This is a genomic window from Psychrobacter sp. AOP22-C1-C5, from assembly GCF_052378885.1.
Classification (GTDB): Bacteria; Pseudomonadota; Gammaproteobacteria; order Pseudomonadales; family Moraxellaceae; genus Psychrobacter.
The window spans coordinates 118,182-137,014 of record NZ_JBQSYC010000004.1; the positions used below are offsets into that span (position 1 = coordinate 118,182).

Consider the following 18,833-nt stretch of genomic DNA (forward strand, 5'->3'; position numbering starts at 1 on the left):
TGTAAGTAGTATTACTGTAAATAATTCTAGAATTTACAGTGAGATATGAAGCATATTACCAACGATTTTTGTCCCAGTTTTCGGGATTGGCCCAGTAATCCGCATTGAGCCAGTTTGGCAATTGTTTATAATCATACAAATTAAATTGCCATAATGTGGTTGCTACTGATGGTGAGACTGGTAAAGACGAATCTGCTTGGCTTATGCCATCGCTTTCTAAATATTGCGCGTTTAGGATATCAAACGGTGTAAAGCCATAAGCTTTTAGATCTATAGTGCTATCAAGCGCGATCAAAAGATGTGCCGCATAAAGATCGCGATAGCGCATGAGTAGTGGGGTATATTGTTGTAGTAACTCTGACGATAATGTGGGCAACCAAAAGCAGACGAGTGCATATCGTTCAGGTATTTGCTGTTGAGTAAGATCAGATAGGGTGATCACTTGCAGTTTTTGCGTGTCTGTTACTGTCGTATCATGAACGTCATTGGCTATGTGTTTGTTTAGCTGAGACTTTAACGCCGAATGTGCATTCTTATCTTGGACGACCCATAGCAATGTAGCATGGTCATTCACCTGCTCAACGGTTGTATTTGGCGACGTTGTTAGTGAAGGTAGAAGAGCGTCTATATATTCTATTAATAAGGGTAGAGGAACGTCAGAGTGTTTTTTCATATAATGGGCCATTTATCAAGAATTGAGCATCATGTGCTTATTAAATCATTTTAACCATCATTATCCAACGAATAGCGTGTGCTCATTCCTTTATTGCTGGCATCATCACTTCGTTGATTACGATGACAGTCTTGAGTGTTCTATAAATTAGTCGCTTAATTACTTTCTCACGCACTCTTGAAATTTGGCATTTTAGGTCAATCTAGCTAACAGTTTGTTAGAATAAAATCATTGCAGAGCTGCCAAACATCAATATTACCACTTGTAAATTTATCTTATAAATAATAATAGGAACTCATATGTCTATCGCTGAAACTGATGCTCAAATTATCAATCCAGATATGCCAGACGTACCGCCGCATGCGCCTAGCAAAATCAACTTAAAAGACTATAAAAAGCCAAGCTTTGATGTTGAGACCGTCGATTTAGACATTAAATTGTTTGAAGCGCATGCGCAGGTAGACAGTACGCTAAAGATGGTGCGCCAAACGGCAGGTGATCTGGTTTTATTTGGTGAAGACCTAGAGCTGCTAGCGATTACGATGAATGGCGAGCAATTGACTACCATAGACTATGAGCAAGAAGCAGGCAAGCTTGTAATTGGTAATGCACCAGATGAGGTGGTTTTAGAGATTCAAGTACGTATTTGTCCGCAGACTAATACCGCGCTTGAAGGGCTTTATATGGCTGATACCATGTTTGTCACTCAGTGTGAGCCAGAAGGCTTTCGCAAGATCACTTTTTATCCAGACCGTCCAGATGTGTTAGCGATTTTTACCACGCGTCTTGAGGCGGATAAACGCTACCCAACGTTATTGGCTAATGGGAATTTAGTCGAAGCAGGCGAGGTGGCTGACGAACCAAACCGTCACTATGCGATCTGGCAGGATCCGACCAATAAGCCAAGTTATCTGTTTGCCTGTGTCGTCGCAGATTTAGATGTGCTGACGGATACTTATACAACCAGCGAAGGTCGAGAGGTCACGCTTGAGCTGTATGCAAAATCGGCTGATATTGATAAGTGTGATGTCGGTATGCAAGCCTTAAAAGATGCCATGAAATGGGATGAGGTCAATTACGGCCGAGCCTATGATTTGGATCGTTATATGATTGTTGCAGTCAGTCAATTCAATATGGGTGCAATGGAAAACAAAGGTCTTAATATTTTTAATACCGCCTGCGTGCTCTCTAGTCCAGAAACGACGACTGATGCGCGTAGTTTTAGCGTCAAAGCCATTATCGCTCACGAGTACTTTCATAATTGGACGGGCAATCGTATCACTTGTCGTGATTGGTTCCAGTTATGCCTAAAAGAAGGATTTACGGTTTACCGTGATCAATCTTTTTCAGCAGATCAGCAGTCAAGTGCCGTCCAGCGTATCGATGATGTGGCAACCTTGCGTGCGCATCAGTTTAGCGAAGATGCAGGACCACTTGCGCATCCTGTACGTCCTGAGAGCTTCGTTGAGATTAACAACTTTTATACGACCACTGTCTATGAAAAGGGCGCAGAAATCGTACGCATGATTGCCAATACACTGGGGCCAGAAGATTTCCGTAAAGGAACGGATGAGTACTTCCGTCGTTATGATGGTCAAGCGGTCACAGTTGAGGATTTCTTATCAGCGCTTAGCATCACTGATGATAAAATAGAGAACTTCATTGATTGGTATCGCCAGCCAGGCACACCAGTCGTCTCAGGTCATCAAGATTATGATAGCGAAGCACAAACGTTGACCATTACTTTGCGTCAGCAGACCCGTCATGTAAATGGCTTTGACGCGCCAAAGCCTTTACCGATTCCGGTAGCGACGGCGCTATTTGACAAAGACTCAGGCAATATTATCGCTGAGCGTATGTTGCTGCTAGATGAGGCTAAGCAAACCTTTATTTTTGAAGAAGTAGCTTCTGAGCCTGTGGTGTCTTTATTGCGAGACTTTAGCGCGCCTGTCCAGCTTAACTATGACTATCAAGATGAAGATTTGGCATTTTTGCTAGAACATGAAACCAATGGTTTTAACCGCTGGCAAGTGACACAAATGCTGGTCAATCGTATTTTGTTGCAAGGCCAAGGCTCAAAAAGCAGCCCGGACGTGTATTTTCAGGCATTGGCACAAACGTTGCCGAGACTGGCAGCCGACGATGCCATGTTAGCTGCGCGTTTGCTTGATATTCCCTCCGCGCAAGAGCTGGCCTCTGCCATTTCAAAAGACTATGATCCAGAGTTGGTTAAAGCGCAGCGTGATGGCTTGTATCAACAAGTGGCCGATACGCTACAAGATCAATGGGCAACCCTTTATAGACAGCTGCCAATGCAGTCTTATGAAGATAGCGCAGAAGCTCGCGGTACACGAGCCTTGCGTAATGTGGTGCTGGACATGGCATTGACTGCCAATGTCGAGGGCGCGGTAGAATGGGCCAAACAGCAGTATGAAAACGCCAGCTGTATGACCGAACGCTTTGGTGCATTAAAAGCCATGGTCAATCATCAAGTAGCAAATGCTGATGCGTATTTGGCAGATTTTTACAAGCGCTTTCAAGCAGATGATTTGGTCATTGACTTGTGGTTCAGTGTGCAAGCGTCTGCTAATGAGGTGAGTGCGGATGATATCCAATCATTGCTTGAGCATAAAGACTTCGATTGGAATACGCCCAACCGCGTGCGTTCAGTGATCAGCGCCTTTAGCTCACAGCCAACTGCATTGTGGACACAAGAGGGCCTAGATATCTATACTGGTGTGATTAAGAAGCTGGATGAGGCAAATCCCGTATTGGCATCGCGCTTAGTGCAAGTGTTGTCACGCTGGAATACACTCGTTGAGCCACGTCGCCAAATGGCACATGATAAGCTTGTAGATTTGCAAAAGCAGGCAGCTTCTAAACACGTACTTGAAAGTTTAGAGAGTGTACTGAATGCCGCTAATGGTTAACTTATACCAGTTAGTCCTAAAATATATATATGATTAGCTGGGTCAAACTCATCAATAGCCCGCATGACTGATATAAATTTTCCTTAAGTAAAAAAAAGCCCGTTTGACATTATGAGTGTCAGACGGGCTTTTTATTGTGCTTTGCTTAACATCATTGCATTGAAGTCAATAATAATTAGCGGTTAGGTAAGACATCTTTTACCATATCATGCAGACTGCGCAGGGCAGTAACCGTGCTGTCCCAGTCAAGACAACCATCGGTGATTGATTTACCATATTCGAGCGCGTCCAAATCAGCAGTCAATTCTTGACGTCCACCTTTTAGGTGGCTTTCTATCATCATACCGATGATAGATTTATTACCGTTTTGGATTTGTTCTGCAACGTTGTTAATGACCATTGGCTGTAAGTACGGGTCTTTACCTGAGTTGGCATGGCTTGAGTCAATCATAATCTTGCCATTGGTTTTACCTTTGGCCAGCTCATTTTCAACTTGGGCGACAGCCGTTTCATCATAATTGGGTTTGCCGTTACCACCACGAAGAACCACGTGAGCGTAAGGGTTGCCTTTAGATTTGATGATACAGACTTTGCCATCTGATGATAAACCTAAAAAGCTGTGACCTGCTTTTACTGCTTGCATGGCATTGACCGCGACCGTCATACCGCCATCAGTACCATTTTTAAAGCCAACAGGACACGATAGACCAGAGCTCATTTCGCGATGCGTTTGGCTCTCTGTAGTACGAGCGCCAATGGCTGACCAGCTGATTAAATCCTGCATGTATTGTGGCGTGTTGGGATCTAAGGCTTCAGTCGCACAAGGCAAGCCTTTCTCATTTAAGTCGAGAAGCAATTTACGAGCGGTACGTAGACCTTTTTCGATATCGAAACTGTCATTCATATCAGGGTCATTAATCATGCCCTTCCAGCCAACAGTCGTACGAGGTTTTTCAAAATAAACACGCATCACGACAAACACGCTGTCTTCGATCTCTTTTGCCAATACGGCCAAGCGATCAGCATATTCGTGAGCGGCTTTAATATCATGGATAGAGCAGGGGCCAATGACCACAAATAGGCGCTTATCTTTGCCATCCAGAATATCTTGAATGGTGTTGCGACCTTTTAGGACCGTGTCATACGCTTTTTCTGACAAAGGTAGCTCGGTTTTTAGCTCAGCGGGAGTGATCAAAGGAATGAACTTTTCAATATTCACGTCGTCAATATCTGCATTATGGGTAACTGATGTTGTCATGGTTATATATCATCTAGCTGATTTATAGGAATATTCATTATGCGGACAAAACGCTTGGTTGACAAGGGCAGTACAGCAGTTAATTGACTGCTAACTGGAATGTCGAAACCAAAACTTAGTTATACCTTAGAACGATTTATTCATAAAAAGAATGAGTTGATTGGGGTCATTCGTCCAAAGTTTCCGCATATTGTTATGATATAGCAGCCTTTATTTATAATCCATCTATCAAAAATCTGTGCGCGAATTTCGCTATTTATATCAGCGTCACGTATGATACCGACATAAACAGTATAATTTCAGCACGATGGTCGATGATGAAGCTTAATTGGTTTAGCATCTTATCACTGATTTCATGTGTTATATTTTATAATATCCCTTTTGTATCAATTGTAATTTTGAATATTGAGAGCTTGTCATGAAAGATTCTGCTACGTCTGATAAATATACCGATTTAACGGACCTGATAGCGACTGATCCTCAGATATCTGAACCAAAGACTTTGCCACTCATTATAGGTATCGTTGCAGGTGAAGTGTCAGGCGACAGCTTGGGCGCAGACTTTATGCAGCAAATGAACAATCTACGTGATGATATCGTATGGGTAGGCGTGGGCGGCCCCAAGATGCAGGCGCAAGGTCTGCAAAGTATTTTTCCGTTAGAGCGTTTGGCGGTGATGGGGTTGGTGGAAGTCATGGCGCAATTGCCTGATTTACTCAAAGCCCGCCGCGAGTTATTAACAGCATTTAAGGCAGCTGATATTGATTGGTTCATTGGTATTGATGCGCCCGATTTTAATTTAAGAGTGTCTAAAAAGCTAAAGCCTCAGGGTATATTTTGCGTGCAATATGTCAGTCCTTCTATTTGGGCGTGGCGTGAGTCGCGTATTCATAACATTAAAGCGGCTACCGATTTGGTATTGTGCTTATTTCCGTTTGAGTTGCCAGTCTATGAGCGTCATAATCATCCAGCCATTTGTGTCGGTCATCCATTGCTCCGTACCATGGATCAAACGTTGTTGGAGACACCTATCAATCAGCGGCGCAGCGAGCTTGTCTGGCACAATGACGGCTTGCAGCAGTTTTTTATCGAGCGGTTCGACGATGTCAGCCAACTCATTTGTGTGATGCCAGGCTCTAGGCGTGGCGAAATCACAGCCATCTTGCCATTGATGTTAGATGGTATTCAAAAGCTCATCTTGTTAGACCCAAAACTGTGCTTTATCATTCCAACCGTCGATCAAAACCATCAATATATTGTTCAAGATGTCATTGATCAGCGCTCAGAGCAACTGCGTTCCGCTATCGTCGTGGTTTATGATGACAGTCAGCCAACCTTTAGTCAGCAGGCAATGGCAGCGTCTGATGTCGTCATGTTAGCATCAGGTACGGCAACGCTTGAGGCGATGCTGCTTGAGCGACCAATGGTAGTGGTTTATCAATTAAATCAGATGACATATCAGATTGCCAAGCGTTTAGTAAAGGTTCCGTATGTGGCATTGCCCAATATTTTGGCCGGTACAGCCATTGTTCCTGAGCTTATTCAAGAGCAGGCGAACGGCGATAATATTTGCCGCACAGTCATGCGCCTATTACAACCTCGTGCTTATGCAGAGCAACTAAGAGATCTTTTAAATACTAAGCAATTGCTAAAACAGCAAAGCAATCATGATCCTGCCAATAGTGTGATTGAACAGTGGTTTATGCAAAACAGTCGTAAATCTTAATCTATCGTCGTGCTTCATCTACATTTAGCCTATTTATAAGAAGACATCGTAATTCATGAGTAATCCGCACATTATAGAAAATTCTGCCACAACAATTGACCTAAGCATTGAGCAAATTGACGTTAAAGGTCAGTACATCGAGTTAGCTGCGCCTGTTCATTTATCTGGTCAGCTAAATGTATCAGAGCTACTTACACAATATTCGATAGCTTTAAGAGAAGGTTTGGAGTCAGCAGTCCTACAGATTGGCGTGGATGAAGCAGGACGTGGACCATTACTAGGAAGCGTCAATGTTGCGTCTGCCATATTGCCGGCGGCTTGGTCAGGACTGATTGAGAATCAACCGCTCAAAGACACGCCATTGTCGATACTGACAGATTCAAAACAACTGAGTGAAAAAAAGCGTGATGTGCTTTATCCTTTGGTGCAGCACCATGCCATTGGTTATATTGTCGCTGATGTACCAGCCGCTGTCATCGATCAGATCAATATCTTACAAGCGACGATGCTCGGCATGCGTTTATGTACTGAAGTGCTGTTGAAGACTATCGCTCCGCACCTTATCACCGACAAGTCTGAGCCAAGCAATATGCAAGTGCAGATATTGTTCGATGGTAATCGCTGTCCTGATTTAGATGAGGCAATGCTTATCAAAGCAGGCATTAAAACGTCTGCCATCGATTGCCAAGCTTGGGTGAAGGGGGATGCGCGTCATACCAGTATCGCGGCTGCCAGCATATTGGCAAAAGTCAGCCGTGACAAAACGATGTATGCACTAGATGCCAAGCATCCAAAATATGGTATTGCAAAACATAAAGGCTACCCAACACGTGCTCACATGGAGACGATTGAAGCATATGGCGTATTGCCCGAGCATAGACGCAGTTTTGCTCCAGTAAGAAAGGTACTTGAGAAGTAGGATTTGAAACTAATTGAACTCTTTCAAAATAGCCTAAGCAAAGTTAAGTTGATTTCAATATTATATTTTATAAATAAATATCTTTTACAAAAGACAAACAAAAATTTATACAATATAATGTATGAAAACTGTCACATCATTTATCGACGTGTATACAGTTGGTTTTAAGTTATATTGCGGCTCACACATATGCTACTACTTTATAGGATAACAGGTCACGTCTCATACCTCGCAAAAAAATGTCGCGACCCTATTGTTTTTGGCGGTATTTTTGACTGCCTGTAACAGCGGTGGTGAAGACGCTGATAATACACCTGCACCAAGACCAATACCGCCTATCATTGAGCCAAGTGAGATACCTAAAGACCAGCCTAGTGATAATGCTGGCGATCAGGCTGACAACCCAATAGGAATCAATGATACCAATGGGGCATTAATTGCTAATAATGCATTTAGTCTGGCAAGAACCAGCTGTGGTCTTGGAGGGTTATCTGCTGATACGGCGTTAGAAAATATTGCAGTTCAGCATGCAAACTACATAAAATATGTTTTTGCCAATAGCACGCCCACTGTATTTAATGCGCATTACGAAAACAGGATTGAAGATATTTCAGATGTCACCAGTACCAAAAATCCTTTTTTTGGTGGGCTGGACTTTTCAGAAAGGTTATCAAAAGCAAACTATCCTAACGCGCGTTTCGGGGCGACCGAAAATATCGCGCAATCAACCTATTTTAGCTCAGCGGGCAACTTATTTAGCTCAGATGTGATGGCAAATTCAATGGCCAAATCTTTGTTAGCAGCGCCGTATCACTTGCGTTCTTTAATGCTGCCCAGCTCAAGCGTGACAGGAACGGGTGTAACCACTTATACGCCTTTCAATCAAAATGCTGCCAATAACAAAGGTTATATACTGGTCAATCACGCGGCAGGGACACAATCGACCAGAAATAAAACGGTGGAAGGGATCTTTACTTATCCATGCGAAGGCGTGACAGATACTGTGACTGCGCTGTATAACGAAACGCCAGATCCAGTTAAACACACAGGGCGTGACTTGCGGGTGAATCCTATTGGGCAGCCCATCTATGTCAATGTACCTTCAGCTCGCACCATCAATGTTAGCAATGTGGAATTCTACGATATAGAGCGCAATATTGATGTGCCAGTGGAATTGTTAGATTACCGCCAAGATCCTTATCAGAATACAGCGAATGCACTACCTGCAAATGAAGCCTTTATTCTACCCATCACTGACAATTTAAAAAGCTGTAATATTGCTAGTAGGAGCGGCAAAAACTGCGGCCTGCATGGTAACAGTGATTATCGAGTGAGCTTTGATGTGTTAATAGATAACAATAGAGTAGAACGCAAAAGCTTTGTCTTTAAGACGGGTGCAGTAAATTACTGATAGACCGCACCCTTAAGACTGTTTTGCTATTGTAATGATACTAAAAAGACGAGTTCGCCTCTTGTAAGAAGGCTTCTTCTTCATCGGTTGACTCGCGATCTAATGTATCATTGCGATGGGGATAACGTCCAAACTGTTCGATGATGTCTTTGTGGCGATGCTCAAAGTCCAAAGTTTCAGCATCGTTCAACCGCTTGAACAATGCTAAATAGCGCTCGTGAATCATCAGCGATTCTGAATGCATGAATGGCATGACCATAAACTTGCGCCATGCTGCTGGTAGCGTATCAAAATGCGGCTGCTGAATGGCTTCTTGTGCCAACACCACAGCCATACTGTCTTGTGCAAACGCACGCGCTTGCCCGCGGTAAAGATTACGTGAAAACTGATCTAAGACGATAATTTCTGCCAAACGTCCAGCCAAAGACGTGATCGAGCTGTTGCTGTCTTGCGATTGCTTTGCGATTCGCCACGTCACGCATTCACCCTGTTTTGCCGCTTGCCAAATTTTGCCAAACTTCTCTTTTATTTGCTGGTCAAAATTATCATTTTTTGCAAACCAATATTGTTCATTGCCTTTTTCGAACCAAAAATCCAAAACTGCACGAGCATCAGGATCAAGATACTCTAAATCTATGTTTTGTGGATCGAGTTGCGATAAATTGGCTTGGCTACTAGAAGTAGAATAGTCGGTTGATAGTGACATGAGATATTCTAATTATGATGAATTTAGTCTACTATAGCGCAAATATTTATATCTGTCATGACGCCAATAGCGCGATTAGGTAACCTATTATGAATTTAGAGAACTCAGTAAAAACTGCCAACGTATCATTACCGCCAACACCTTATTATTTACTTGATGAAGCCGCAATCGTTGCAAACATGCAAATTATCGCTCGTCTGTGTGAGCTATCGGGTGCCAAGGCATTGCTGGCGCTCAAATGCTTTGCGACATGGGGCGTGTTTGATGTGATGCAACCTTATTTACATGGCACAACGTCATCGTCATTGAATGAAGTGCGTTTGGGTTATGAAACTTTTGGTAATAATGGTGCGCACAATGATAACGGTGACAATAAAAAAGAGACGCATGCGTATAGTGTCGCGTATAGCGCCGATGAAATCCCTGAAGTACTGAGCTATGCTGACAAGATTATCTTTAATTCAATCTCACAACTAAATGCTTTTAAAGAGCAAGCGGCAGCAAAGAACATCCCTGTCGGCTTGCGCTTGAACCCTAAGACCAGTAATTCGTCGTTTATTATCGCTGATCCAGCTCGTCCGTTTAGCCGTTTGGGTGAGCATGACAAAGAAAAAATTGCCGCAGTGCTCAATGATATTACAGGCGTGATGATTCATAACAACTGCGAGAATGACAGTTTTGAAGCCTTTAGTGAAAGCTTGGCCGATATTGAGACAAGATTCGGTGATATCTTGCAGCAGCTTGAGTGGGTCAGTTTGGGCGGTGGTATTCATTTTATCGCACCTGATTATCCACTAGAAAAACTTGCTGCAAGATTAAAAGGGTTCAGTGAGACGTATGGCGTGCAAGTGTATCTTGAGCCAGGCGAGGCGAGTATTCATGGCGCAGGCTCATTGGTCACGACTGTATTAGATACCATGCACAACGAAAAAAATCTTGCTGTCGTTGATGCTTCTATCGAAGCGCACATGCTTGACTTGCTTATTTACCGTGAGTCAGCACCCATTGCAGCCATTAATGAAGCCGCTATTGATGTCGCCCCTGTCAAATCTTCTAGTAATGATGCAACCATTCAAGAAATAACGGCCACTAATGTAGGCGAAAAAGCAGACAATACCATTATTTATGGTCGTTCTTGTCTGGCTGGAGATATCTTTGGTGAATATGAATTAGTAGGCAATCTAAAAATAGGGGATACCGTCACCTTTGGTAATGCCGCAGGTTATACCATGGTCAAGAAAAATTGGTTCAATGGCGTTAACATGCCAGCGATTGTAATTCGTCGTCTGGACGGGAGTATTGATGTGCAGCGAGAGTTTGATTATCAAGACTATAAGGCAAGTTTGTCTTAATTTCAGTCCTAGGGTTTTTAATATACAAAACTATTGGTTATCTTATCGTGTAATTATTGCCGAAAGGCATGGAAAAATTGTTATAATCGCCGTCGGGCAAAAATAGGCATGTTTTGCCCGACGGGTGCGTGGGTTTTCCTCGGTCTTCCTTTTTAATTCACGCATATCATTCACTCGTTTCTGTTTTGCATAGCCACCATTGATGGTATCGACAGGGACACAAAGGAGGATTGTTCATTGAACACAAACCAATCAGCTAAACCCAACAAAAAAAACGTACTTATCATTGGAGCAGGCGGCGTCGCTCAAGTGGTTGCGCATAAGTGTGCCATGCATAATGATGTACTTGGTGAGATTCATATCGCCTCGCGTACCTTAGACAAGTGCAATGCTATTGCTCAAAGCGTCGTAGAGAAAGACAGCTTTAAAATACAGGCGGTCTTGCACACACATCAAGTCGATGCTATGGATACTCAAGCGTTGAGTGATCTGATACAAGCCACAGGCGTACAAATCCTTATCAATGTCGGCTCAGCATTTGTCAATATGACTGTACTCGAAGCTTGTATCGAGACAGGGATCGCCTATATCGACACCGCTATCCATGAAGATCCACGTAAGATTTGCGAGACACCGCCATGGTATAACAACTATGAATGGCAACGTCGCGATCGCTGTGCAGACAATAACGTCACCGCCATCTTAGGCGCAGGATTCGATCCTGGAATGGTCAATGCTTATGCGCGTCTTGGCTATGACATGATGGATGCAGGCTCGGTTATGGATATTGACATCATCGATATCAATGCTGGCAGCCATGGCAAGTATTTTGCCACCAACTTCGATCCTGAGATCAACTTCCGTGAATTTACTGGTACAGTTTACTCATGGCAGGATAGCAAGTGGCAGTCCAATAAGATGTTTGAAGTAAAGCGTACTGATGATTTGCCAGTCGTTGGCGTGCAAAACAGTTATTTGAGCGGTCATGACGAAGTGCATTCGCTATCGGCTAATTTGGACGTGCCCAATATCCGCTTTTGGATGGGTTTTGGTGAGCACTACATCAATGTATTTACGGTCTTGCAGAGTTTAGGTTTGTTGTCTGAGCAGCCTGTTATGACGGCCGAAGGTCAAGAAGTTATTCCATTAAAAGTTGTCAAAGCCGTATTACCAGATCCAAGCTCACTTGCGCCGAACTATACAGGTAAGACTTGTATTGGCGACAAGGTTAAAGGCAAGATCAACGGCGTCGATACCGAGGTCTTTATCTATAATATCTCAGATCACAAAGACGCTTATAACGAAGTGGGTAGCCAAGGTATTTCTTATACCGCAGGTGTACCACCTGTTGCAGCTGCCATGCTGGTTGCAACTGGCGAGTGGGATGCGGGCAAGATGGTCAATGTCGAAGAACTTGATGCCAAGCCATTTATTAATTTGTTGAATGAGATTGGTTTACCAACGCGTATCAAAGATAGCGAAGGCGACAGAGCATTAGAGTTTGATATTTAGTTAGCGAGCTTGATATTTAGTTAGCGAGTTTGATATTTAGTTAGCGAGTTTGATTTAATAAAAAGCCTATCTTTTATAGATAGGCTTTTTTTAGATTCACCAGAATGAAATGTCATACTTTAAAAAGTATTTAAATCATAGTCAGTTCTAAATAAAATCGATACGTTAGTAGCGCTTCACTGGTTTTGAGGTGAGTTAGCTATATCACATTTATTCTATGCATCACTAGGATTATACTTTCGCAACGCTTCAATACGATCATCAAGCGTTGGATGTGAGCGGAAAAAATTGGCGATACTAAAGCCTGTAGATTGTCCAGTTGAGATAGCAAACGCTTTCATATTTTCTGGCATTTGATCTGGACGTTGTTCAGAAGGACGCAAGGCATTTAGCGCGCTGATCATTTTTTCACGGCTGGCAAGCTTGGCTCCCATTTCATCAGCACGGAATTCGCGCAGACGTGAGAACCACATAACGATGGCAGACGCTAAGAAGCCCAACAAAATATCCATCACAATACTGGTGACGAAGTAACCGATACCAGGCGCATCGCTTTCATTCTTAAATACAGTACGGTCAACGAAATTACCAACAATACGAGCAAAGAACATCACAAACGCATTCACAACCCCTTGAATAAGGGCTAAAGTTACCATGTCACCGTTTGCAACATGACCGATTTCATGTGCTAATACCGCTTCTACTTCGTCAGATGTCATGTTTTGCAACAGGCCAGATGAGACTGCAACCAATGCTTTGTTTTTATTCCAACCGGTTGCAAACGCATTTGGCTGTGGGTTATTAAAGATACCGACCTCAGGCATACCAATATTTACTGCTCGCGCTTGTTTGGCAACGGTATCGACAAGCCATTGTTCAGTAGAATTCCTCGGGGTATCAATCACAACAGTACCCGTTGACCGTTTGGCCATCCACTTTGAGATAAACAAAGACACCATCGAACCAATCATGCCATATAGACCACACATAATGGCAAGACTGGTATAGTTCAACCCACCTGCCGAATGTACGCCTCCGATGCCAAAAACTCTGGATAAAATACCAAATACAATACTAAATACGACAATCACTGCTAAGTTGGTTAATAAAAATAATCCAATACGCATCATTACGCTAATTTCCTAATTAAAATTTAAGTGCAACCTCAGGATTAAGCCCTTCAGTAAGCGGTTATTTATATTTTGATTCTACATAAATGGCGTTATTTTGATAAATAACAATACCATAATGGTTCAAACGTGGCGATATTCTTACAAAGAATCGCACGTAAACGTGAGTTGTTCAAAGACGCTAAAATAGTCCAGATAATGTGGTGCAAATAATAAAGATACGAACTTTACCAAAATAGTTCATCAAGCGTTTTGCAATAGAGTAAAGCAGGTAAAATTGCTATGATGACTGGTACTAACGACACTATCAGGTTTTTGCTACTATATAACGCAGCTTGAATTATACTTGCTTCTACTCATAAGTTCGTCAATATGTCAATATAATGAGCAACACTATAAATAATTAAAATGAGAACCTAACATGCAATTAGAAATAAATGTCATTGATGCGTTTACAGATACCTTGTTCAAAGGAAATTCCGCTGCGGTAATTATTACAGATAACTGGTTGTCTGATGAGTTGATGCAGTCTATTGCTTTTGAGAATAACTTGTCTGAGACGGGGTTTGTCGTTTCTGATGATGAAGGCCTTTGTCACATACGCTGGTTTTCACCTTTTTCTGAAATTGCTTTTTGTGGTCATGGTACTTTGGCAGCAGCCTTTGTTTTATTTAAGAAAGACCCTAGTGTAGATGCCATTAGATTTTCAGCCAAAGCCATTGGCGTTTTTACCGTCATACAAACTGACGATGGCAAAATACAAATGGACTTTCCTAATAGAATGCCCGAAAAGGTTGATGATATTCCTGAGAGCTTACGAGCAGGTCTTTCTATTGCACCTGTTGATGTGTACCGCAATGAGAAAGCCTATTTTGTGGTTTATAACGCTGAGTCTGATGTATTGACTGTCGCTCGTGATAACGAAAAATTAAAAGAGCTGTCCCCCTTAAATGTGGTTGTAACTTGTCGAGCTAAATCGGACGAGTATAAAGCTTTTGATTTTATATCCAGATACTTTTGGTCAGAGGATGGCGGCGGGGAAGACCCAGTAACAGGTTCCGTGCATACTGGACTTGCTCCTCTCTGGGCAGAGCTTCTGAACAAAAATGAATTGGTTGCCTATCAAGCATCCAAACGAGGTGGAGTGCTCAATTGTGTCGTTGTAGGGGATAGAGTGCAGGTGTCTGGCAACGCCGTACAATATATGACAGGATTTATTACGGTTGAGGAATAATAGGTTTTGACTGAACTAAAGACAGTTGGGCTTTTTGCGCTTACGGCGTTCGCAGAGATTATGGGTTGTTATTTACCTTATCTGTGGCTACGAGAAGGCAAGTCGATTTGGTTACTTGTTCCGGCCGTGCTTAGCTTAGCTGCATTCGTTTGGTTACTGACATTGCATCCAACGGCTGTAGGCCGAGTCTATGCTGCGTACGGCGGAGTGTATGTTGTGATGGCGATTATCTGGCTATGGACGGTGGATGGTATTCGGCCGACCACATGGGATATAGTTGGCTCTTTGGTTGCGCTATGTGGAATGGCAATTATTATGTTTGCCCCGCGCAGTAGTTGATTTGAAAGTACTCAGTTTGACAATTGACTGATTTAGGAAAGAGTTAGTTAAAAAAACGGCCAATCAAACTGTTGGGTTCGATTGGCCGTTTGACGCATTTAGTATTAGTGTTTGCCTAAGATACTGCCATTATCATCTTTTTTTGCTTGTTTGGCCGCTTTTTTCTCTTTTGCTGTTAAAAGCGGTTTCTTTTTTACATTCTTTTTGCTGTCTTGACCTTTACTCATCGTCTTTTCCTCTTGAAGTCGTGTAGTTTGTGTTTCAAGGCAGAGCTGGCTGACCGAAAAACTTTACTACAGGTGACGCAGACACTGCGTACCCAATTAATTATAGGCTCAAGATTAAGCAATAGATAGCGCTTGCACAATTCACCTACGTTCCCATTTTCTGTTAGATAGGTTTTTTGTTGGACAGACTTTATTTGGCTGCTCCTTTACAGACAATTCTATATTCAAGCCAAAGTTACCTTATGCCAATTTTTCACAACTGAGCGTAATTGATTCGTTCAGTCAATACGAGTATTCATAAGTGCTTACTTACGGATACATGACGATTTGCTATAATAAGCAACAAGCCGATAAATAGAAGCGGCAAATCTTTATTTAGCACGACGATGCTTATTGTTTTGGTTGATTATTATGCGTATCCGTAAACTTTTTAAATTTGAAAACGCTCATATTGTTCGTAACTGTAGCTCTGAGCGCTGTAAACACTCTATCCATGGTCATAGCTATCAGATTGAGCTGATTCTTGAAGCCACGCGCTTAGACCATGGACAAATGGTTTATGATTTTGGCCTGTTAAAATCTTCGATTAAAGACATCATTGACAGTTTTGATCATGCCATCTGTTTTTGGAGTAAAGACGATCCTGAATACATTGCTGCTTGCAAAAAATTCAGTGCACGTTGGATAAGCTTACCCGTATCACCATCAGCAGAGCAGTTCTCACGAGTGATTTTCTTTTGGGCGCAAGAGATTTTGCAACAAACCCAAATGCAAAATGGCGAGACAGATGTCAGCGTTTATTCAGTGATTGCGCATGAAACGGCAACAGGCTATGCCCAGTGTTTTGCTGACGATGTTGCCAATGATCAAATGGGTAAGCTTGTTTTAAACGAGTTTGAATTTAGCGATCAAGTTCGTGCTGAATGGCATGATAGCGATCTGTATGACAAGCTGATTCGTGGTGAGCGTTTTGTTAATCCATCAGTGACCATGCAGGTTCAGCCCGATGTCTGATAATAAGATGAAGACTGGAACAGATGGTCGAGATGTAAAGAAGTTGATCCTACACTCTGAGGCCGACACACAAGCTTTAGCCAAACAGTTAGCCGATATGTCACTGACAGGAAGTGTGTGGCTGGCAGGTGATTTGGGCGCAGGCAAGACCACATTGACCCGCTATTGGTTACAGGCGCTAGGGCATAAAGGCGCAGTAAAAAGTCCTACTTATACTTTGGTTGAGCCTTATCGTATTGAGCAAGAGAACGGTACAATCAAACCCGTCTATCATGCGGATTTGTACCGTTTACAAGATCCAGAAGAGCTGTCATTCATAGGCTTTGATGAATATCTAGATGAGCCAAATGTCCTAGTGATTATTGAATGGGCCAGTCGTGCAGACAGTTATCTACCGCCGCCAACTTTGTTTATTGATATGACTCAGGATTCCATTGGTCAGAATGGTAAAGAGTCTCGCCGGGTTGAGCTGCGATTGTCAAAGATAGGGCAGGCGCAAGGGCTGGACTTGACGACACTCAATACTTAGCTTTTATCTAATATATCGTTCAGCCTACTAAAATATATGATGTTTACCAATGTCTAATAACCACTCCGATACACGCATTAAAAAGTTATCGCCACTGCTCATCAATCAATTGGCAGCTGGTGAGGTCGTCACACGTCCAGCGGCTGTGGTCAAAGAGCTGCTAGAAAATGCCATTGATGCGGGTGCGACTGATATTGAAGTGCGTATCACCCAAGGTGGCATGGGTATGATTGAAGTGGTGGACAATGGTATTGGTATTCATCCCGATGACATGGTAATGGCGATTACTCGTCATGCGACCAGTAAAGTCGCTGATGTAGCGAATCTCCATGGTATTACGACGTTAGGGTTTCGAGGTGAGGCATTGGCGGCCACTGCGGCTGTTTCTCGTCTGACGTTAGTTAGCAGTCATGATCATAGTGGTATTGGCCGTCAACTACAGGTCGCTGGCGTGTTGGATGATGTGCCAAAGCTGCTACCTGTTGTACGCAATCGTGGTACGACGATTACGGTAAGGGATTTATACTTTAATGTACCAGCACGCCGTGGCAATTTAAAATCTATTGCAACTGAGTTCAGTCATACAGAAACCATCGTTCGTGAAGTAGCCTTGGCACGAGCAGATATTACAATCAGCCTTTTCCACGATAATAAAAAGCGGCTGTCATTATCTGCTAGTGTTATCGACACTAGTTATAAAGGCAATAATAACCGCTTACCTTTATCACGACTTGAACAAGCAACGGCCGCCCCGTTGATGGACAGTGCCATTGAGGTGGCGGTAGACCTATCGAGTCTCATACAGCAGTCAACAACGTATAATGATGGCAAAAGTACTGCCAGTCATGCAAGCATTAGCGGCTGGTTGTGGCCTGTACATGAGCCAAAAGATACCATGCCAAAATTGCTCTACGTGAATGGTCGACTGGTAAAAGAGACGCTAATCAGCAATCAGCTGCGGCAACTGGCTCAAAGTGCACAGCTTGTAGGCATCGGTTATGCGCTGTATTTTGACTTACCAACGGAGTGGTTGAATATCAATGTACATCCCTCCAAACAACGTATTAGAATCAGTCCGCTAAACAATATTATGGCTCATTTAAGTCATGCACTTCGTCCGAAAATAGACGCCATCAATGTATCAAACTCTGATAATTTGCATAGCGAAACAGTCTCAGACAGTCATATTTCTACCAATACCTCATTTGATAAGCCATTACTCAAAACGGCTTCGACCTCTGATTTTACTCAGAGCAGACAAGTACAATCTCCCAAGCAATCTTACCATCTATCAGCAAACAGGCGATCGTCTGCACATACAGAATCTCATATTGCCAAAGATTCAGATAAAGAGGCTAGTACAGTAAGCATAGCCTTAAATGATCCTATTAAGATTTCGAATAACTCATTTACCGAAACAAAAGATCTACCATATTGTTTGGATGTGATTACTGATTTGAGTGACTTAGTATCCAAATCTCTTTTTATTCAGGACAATAATGATAAAACGCTGCCTTGGTTGCTTTTTTATAGTCAAGGGCAGTGTGTGCTTATTAGCGCAGACGCTTGGCGACTAAAGATGAGTGCATTATTTGAGTCTTCTGTATTTGATAACAATGTATTTAAAAAAGATAAAGCGCCAAACAATGCTGATGATATCAATCTGCAACTAGCGACGATAAGCGCTCAAATGACTAGGCAGGACTCAGCCGTATTTATCAAAGACATTAAAGCGTTATTAATGAAAAATTCTATAAAAGCCATAGACCTTCATCGATTGGTAGCTTTCATGTTCTCATCTGCACCAAAGTCATCGTTAAGCTAGCCACCGTTGAACTGATTCTGCGCTAAGTGGTTAAAATAATTCATAATA

At 42.6% G+C, this 18,833-nt stretch carries 16 protein-coding genes; 11 read left to right on the forward strand and 5 right to left on the reverse strand.

Annotated features, from left to right (window positions below):
* Positions 1-55: 55 nt before the first annotated feature.
* Complete coding sequence (locus tag ACT3TH_RS07400; RefSeq protein WP_444755210.1) at positions 56-673, reverse strand: DUF6231 family protein; 618 nt, start codon at positions 671-673, stop codon at positions 56-58.
* A 341-nt stretch (positions 674-1,014) separates the two neighbouring features.
* Between ACT3TH_RS07400 and pepN the strand changes: the two genes are divergently transcribed.
* Positions 1,015-3,603 (forward strand): aminopeptidase N, encoded by a 2,589-nt coding sequence (gene pepN, locus ACT3TH_RS07405; RefSeq protein ID WP_444755363.1) that lies wholly within the window; start codon positions 1,015-1,017, stop codon positions 3,601-3,603.
* Positions 3,604-3,778: 175 nt separating this feature from the next.
* Here pepN and ACT3TH_RS07410 read toward each other — a convergent pair whose 3' ends face one another.
* Positions 3,779-4,861 (reverse strand): 3-deoxy-7-phosphoheptulonate synthase, encoded by a 1,083-nt coding sequence (locus tag ACT3TH_RS07410; protein WP_444755211.1) that lies wholly within the window; start codon positions 4,859-4,861, stop codon positions 3,779-3,781.
* Between the two features lie 418 nt (positions 4,862-5,279).
* Between ACT3TH_RS07410 and lpxB the strand changes: the two genes are divergently transcribed.
* The 3 genes from lpxB to ACT3TH_RS07425 all read left to right on the forward strand — a co-directional run bounded on the left by lpxB (position 5,280) and on the right by ACT3TH_RS07425 (position 8,917).
* Positions 5,280-6,587 (forward strand): lipid-A-disaccharide synthase, encoded by a 1,308-nt coding sequence (gene lpxB, locus ACT3TH_RS07415; protein ID WP_444755212.1) that lies wholly within the window; start codon positions 5,280-5,282, stop codon positions 6,585-6,587.
* A 55-nt stretch (positions 6,588-6,642) separates the two neighbouring features.
* Positions 6,643-7,506, forward strand: a complete 864-nt coding sequence (locus tag ACT3TH_RS07420; RefSeq protein ID WP_444755213.1) for a ribonuclease HII — start codon at positions 6,643-6,645, stop codon at positions 7,504-7,506.
* A gap of 271 nt (positions 7,507-7,777) precedes the next feature.
* Positions 7,778-8,917, forward strand: a complete 1,140-nt coding sequence (locus ACT3TH_RS07425; RefSeq protein WP_444755214.1) for a CAP domain-containing protein — start codon at positions 7,778-7,780, stop codon at positions 8,915-8,917.
* A gap of 40 nt (positions 8,918-8,957) precedes the next feature.
* On the opposite strand, the gene ACT3TH_RS07430 is transcribed toward ACT3TH_RS07425, so the two are convergent.
* Complete coding sequence (locus ACT3TH_RS07430) at positions 8,958-9,623, reverse strand: DUF924 family protein (RefSeq protein ID WP_444755215.1); 666 nt, start codon at positions 9,621-9,623, stop codon at positions 8,958-8,960.
* 89 nt (positions 9,624-9,712) lie between these two features.
* On the opposite strand from ACT3TH_RS07430, the gene ACT3TH_RS07435 reads away from it, so the two are divergent.
* Positions 9,713-10,975 carry a carboxynorspermidine decarboxylase gene (locus tag ACT3TH_RS07435; protein ID WP_444755216.1) on the forward strand — a complete coding sequence of 421 codons (1,263 nt, stop codon included), beginning with the start codon at positions 9,713-9,715 and terminating at the stop codon, positions 10,973-10,975.
* 237 nt (positions 10,976-11,212) lie between these two features.
* Entirely contained in the window at positions 11,213-12,487 is a 1,275-nt protein-coding gene (locus ACT3TH_RS07440; protein WP_444755217.1) for a saccharopine dehydrogenase NADP-binding domain-containing protein, read from the forward strand.
* 215 nt (positions 12,488-12,702) lie between these two features.
* Here the strand turns inward: ACT3TH_RS07440 and htpX are convergent, their stop codons facing one another.
* A complete protein-coding gene (htpX, locus tag ACT3TH_RS07445; RefSeq protein WP_444755218.1) occupies positions 12,703-13,617 on the reverse strand; it encodes a protease HtpX in 915 nt (304 codons plus the stop codon).
* A 421-nt stretch (positions 13,618-14,038) separates the two neighbouring features.
* Here htpX and ACT3TH_RS07450 point away from each other — a divergent pair, with 421 nt between their 5' ends.
* On the forward strand, positions 14,039-14,851 hold the full coding sequence (locus ACT3TH_RS07450) for a PhzF family phenazine biosynthesis protein (protein ID WP_444755219.1): 813 nt from the start codon (positions 14,039-14,041) through the stop codon (positions 14,849-14,851).
* A gap of 6 nt (positions 14,852-14,857) precedes the next feature.
* Complete coding sequence (locus tag ACT3TH_RS07455) at positions 14,858-15,190, forward strand: YnfA family protein (RefSeq protein WP_444755220.1); 333 nt, start codon at positions 14,858-14,860, stop codon at positions 15,188-15,190.
* A 104-nt stretch (positions 15,191-15,294) separates the two neighbouring features.
* Here ACT3TH_RS07455 and ACT3TH_RS07460 read toward each other — a convergent pair whose 3' ends face one another.
* On the reverse strand, positions 15,295-15,417 hold the full coding sequence (locus ACT3TH_RS07460) for a hypothetical protein (RefSeq protein WP_021815223.1): 123 nt from the start codon (positions 15,415-15,417) through the stop codon (positions 15,295-15,297).
* A gap of 411 nt (positions 15,418-15,828) precedes the next feature.
* Here ACT3TH_RS07460 and ACT3TH_RS07465 point away from each other — a divergent pair, with 411 nt between their 5' ends.
* From ACT3TH_RS07465 to mutL, 3 genes are read left to right on the forward strand one after another with little or no spacing between them, the layout of a single operon-like run.
* Positions 15,829-16,431 carry a 6-pyruvoyl trahydropterin synthase family protein gene (locus tag ACT3TH_RS07465; RefSeq protein ID WP_444755221.1) on the forward strand — a complete coding sequence of 201 codons (603 nt, stop codon included), beginning with the start codon at positions 15,829-15,831 and terminating at the stop codon, positions 16,429-16,431.
* Complete coding sequence (tsaE, locus tag ACT3TH_RS07470) at positions 16,424-16,960, forward strand: tRNA (adenosine(37)-N6)-threonylcarbamoyltransferase complex ATPase subunit type 1 TsaE (RefSeq protein ID WP_444755222.1); 537 nt, start codon at positions 16,424-16,426, stop codon at positions 16,958-16,960. Before ACT3TH_RS07465 ends, tsaE begins: the two co-directional genes overlap by 8 nt.
* A gap of 49 nt (positions 16,961-17,009) precedes the next feature.
* Positions 17,010-18,785 (forward strand): DNA mismatch repair endonuclease MutL, encoded by a 1,776-nt coding sequence (gene mutL / locus ACT3TH_RS07475; protein ID WP_444755223.1) that lies wholly within the window; start codon positions 17,010-17,012, stop codon positions 18,783-18,785.
* Positions 18,786-18,833 lie beyond the last annotated feature (48 nt).

Excerpts from the sequence above, each read along its gene's own strand:
- ACT3TH_RS07400 (WP_444755210.1), bottom strand. The coding sequence starts at position 673 with ATGAAAAAACACTCTGACGTTCCTCTACCCTTATTAATAGAATATATA.
- pepN (WP_444755363.1), top strand. The coding sequence starts at position 1,015 with ATGCCAGACGTACCGCCGCATGCGCCTAGCAAAATCAACTTAAAAGAC.
- ACT3TH_RS07410 (WP_444755211.1), bottom strand. The coding sequence starts at position 4,861 with ATGACAACATCAGTTACCCATAATGCAGATATTGACGACGTGAATATT.
- lpxB (WP_444755212.1), top strand. The coding sequence starts at position 5,280 with ATGAAAGATTCTGCTACGTCTGATAAATATACCGATTTAACGGACCTG.
- ACT3TH_RS07420 (WP_444755213.1), top strand. The coding sequence starts at position 6,643 with ATGAGTAATCCGCACATTATAGAAAATTCTGCCACAACAATTGACCTA.
- ACT3TH_RS07430 (WP_444755215.1), bottom strand. The coding sequence starts at position 9,623 with ATGTCACTATCAACCGACTATTCTACTTCTAGTAGCCAAGCCAATTTA.
- ACT3TH_RS07435 (WP_444755216.1), top strand. The coding sequence starts at position 9,713 with ATGAATTTAGAGAACTCAGTAAAAACTGCCAACGTATCATTACCGCCA.
- htpX (WP_444755218.1), bottom strand. The coding sequence starts at position 13,617 with ATGATGCGTATTGGATTATTTTTATTAACCAACTTAGCAGTGATTGTC.
- ACT3TH_RS07450 (WP_444755219.1), top strand. The coding sequence starts at position 14,039 with ATGCAATTAGAAATAAATGTCATTGATGCGTTTACAGATACCTTGTTC.
- ACT3TH_RS07460 (WP_021815223.1), bottom strand. The coding sequence starts at position 15,417 with ATGAGTAAAGGTCAAGACAGCAAAAAGAATGTAAAAAAGAAACCGCTT.
- ACT3TH_RS07465 (WP_444755221.1), top strand. The coding sequence starts at position 15,829 with ATGCGTATCCGTAAACTTTTTAAATTTGAAAACGCTCATATTGTTCGT.
- tsaE (WP_444755222.1), top strand. The coding sequence starts at position 16,424 with ATGTCTGATAATAAGATGAAGACTGGAACAGATGGTCGAGATGTAAAG.
- mutL (WP_444755223.1), top strand. The coding sequence starts at position 17,010 with ATGTCTAATAACCACTCCGATACACGCATTAAAAAGTTATCGCCACTG.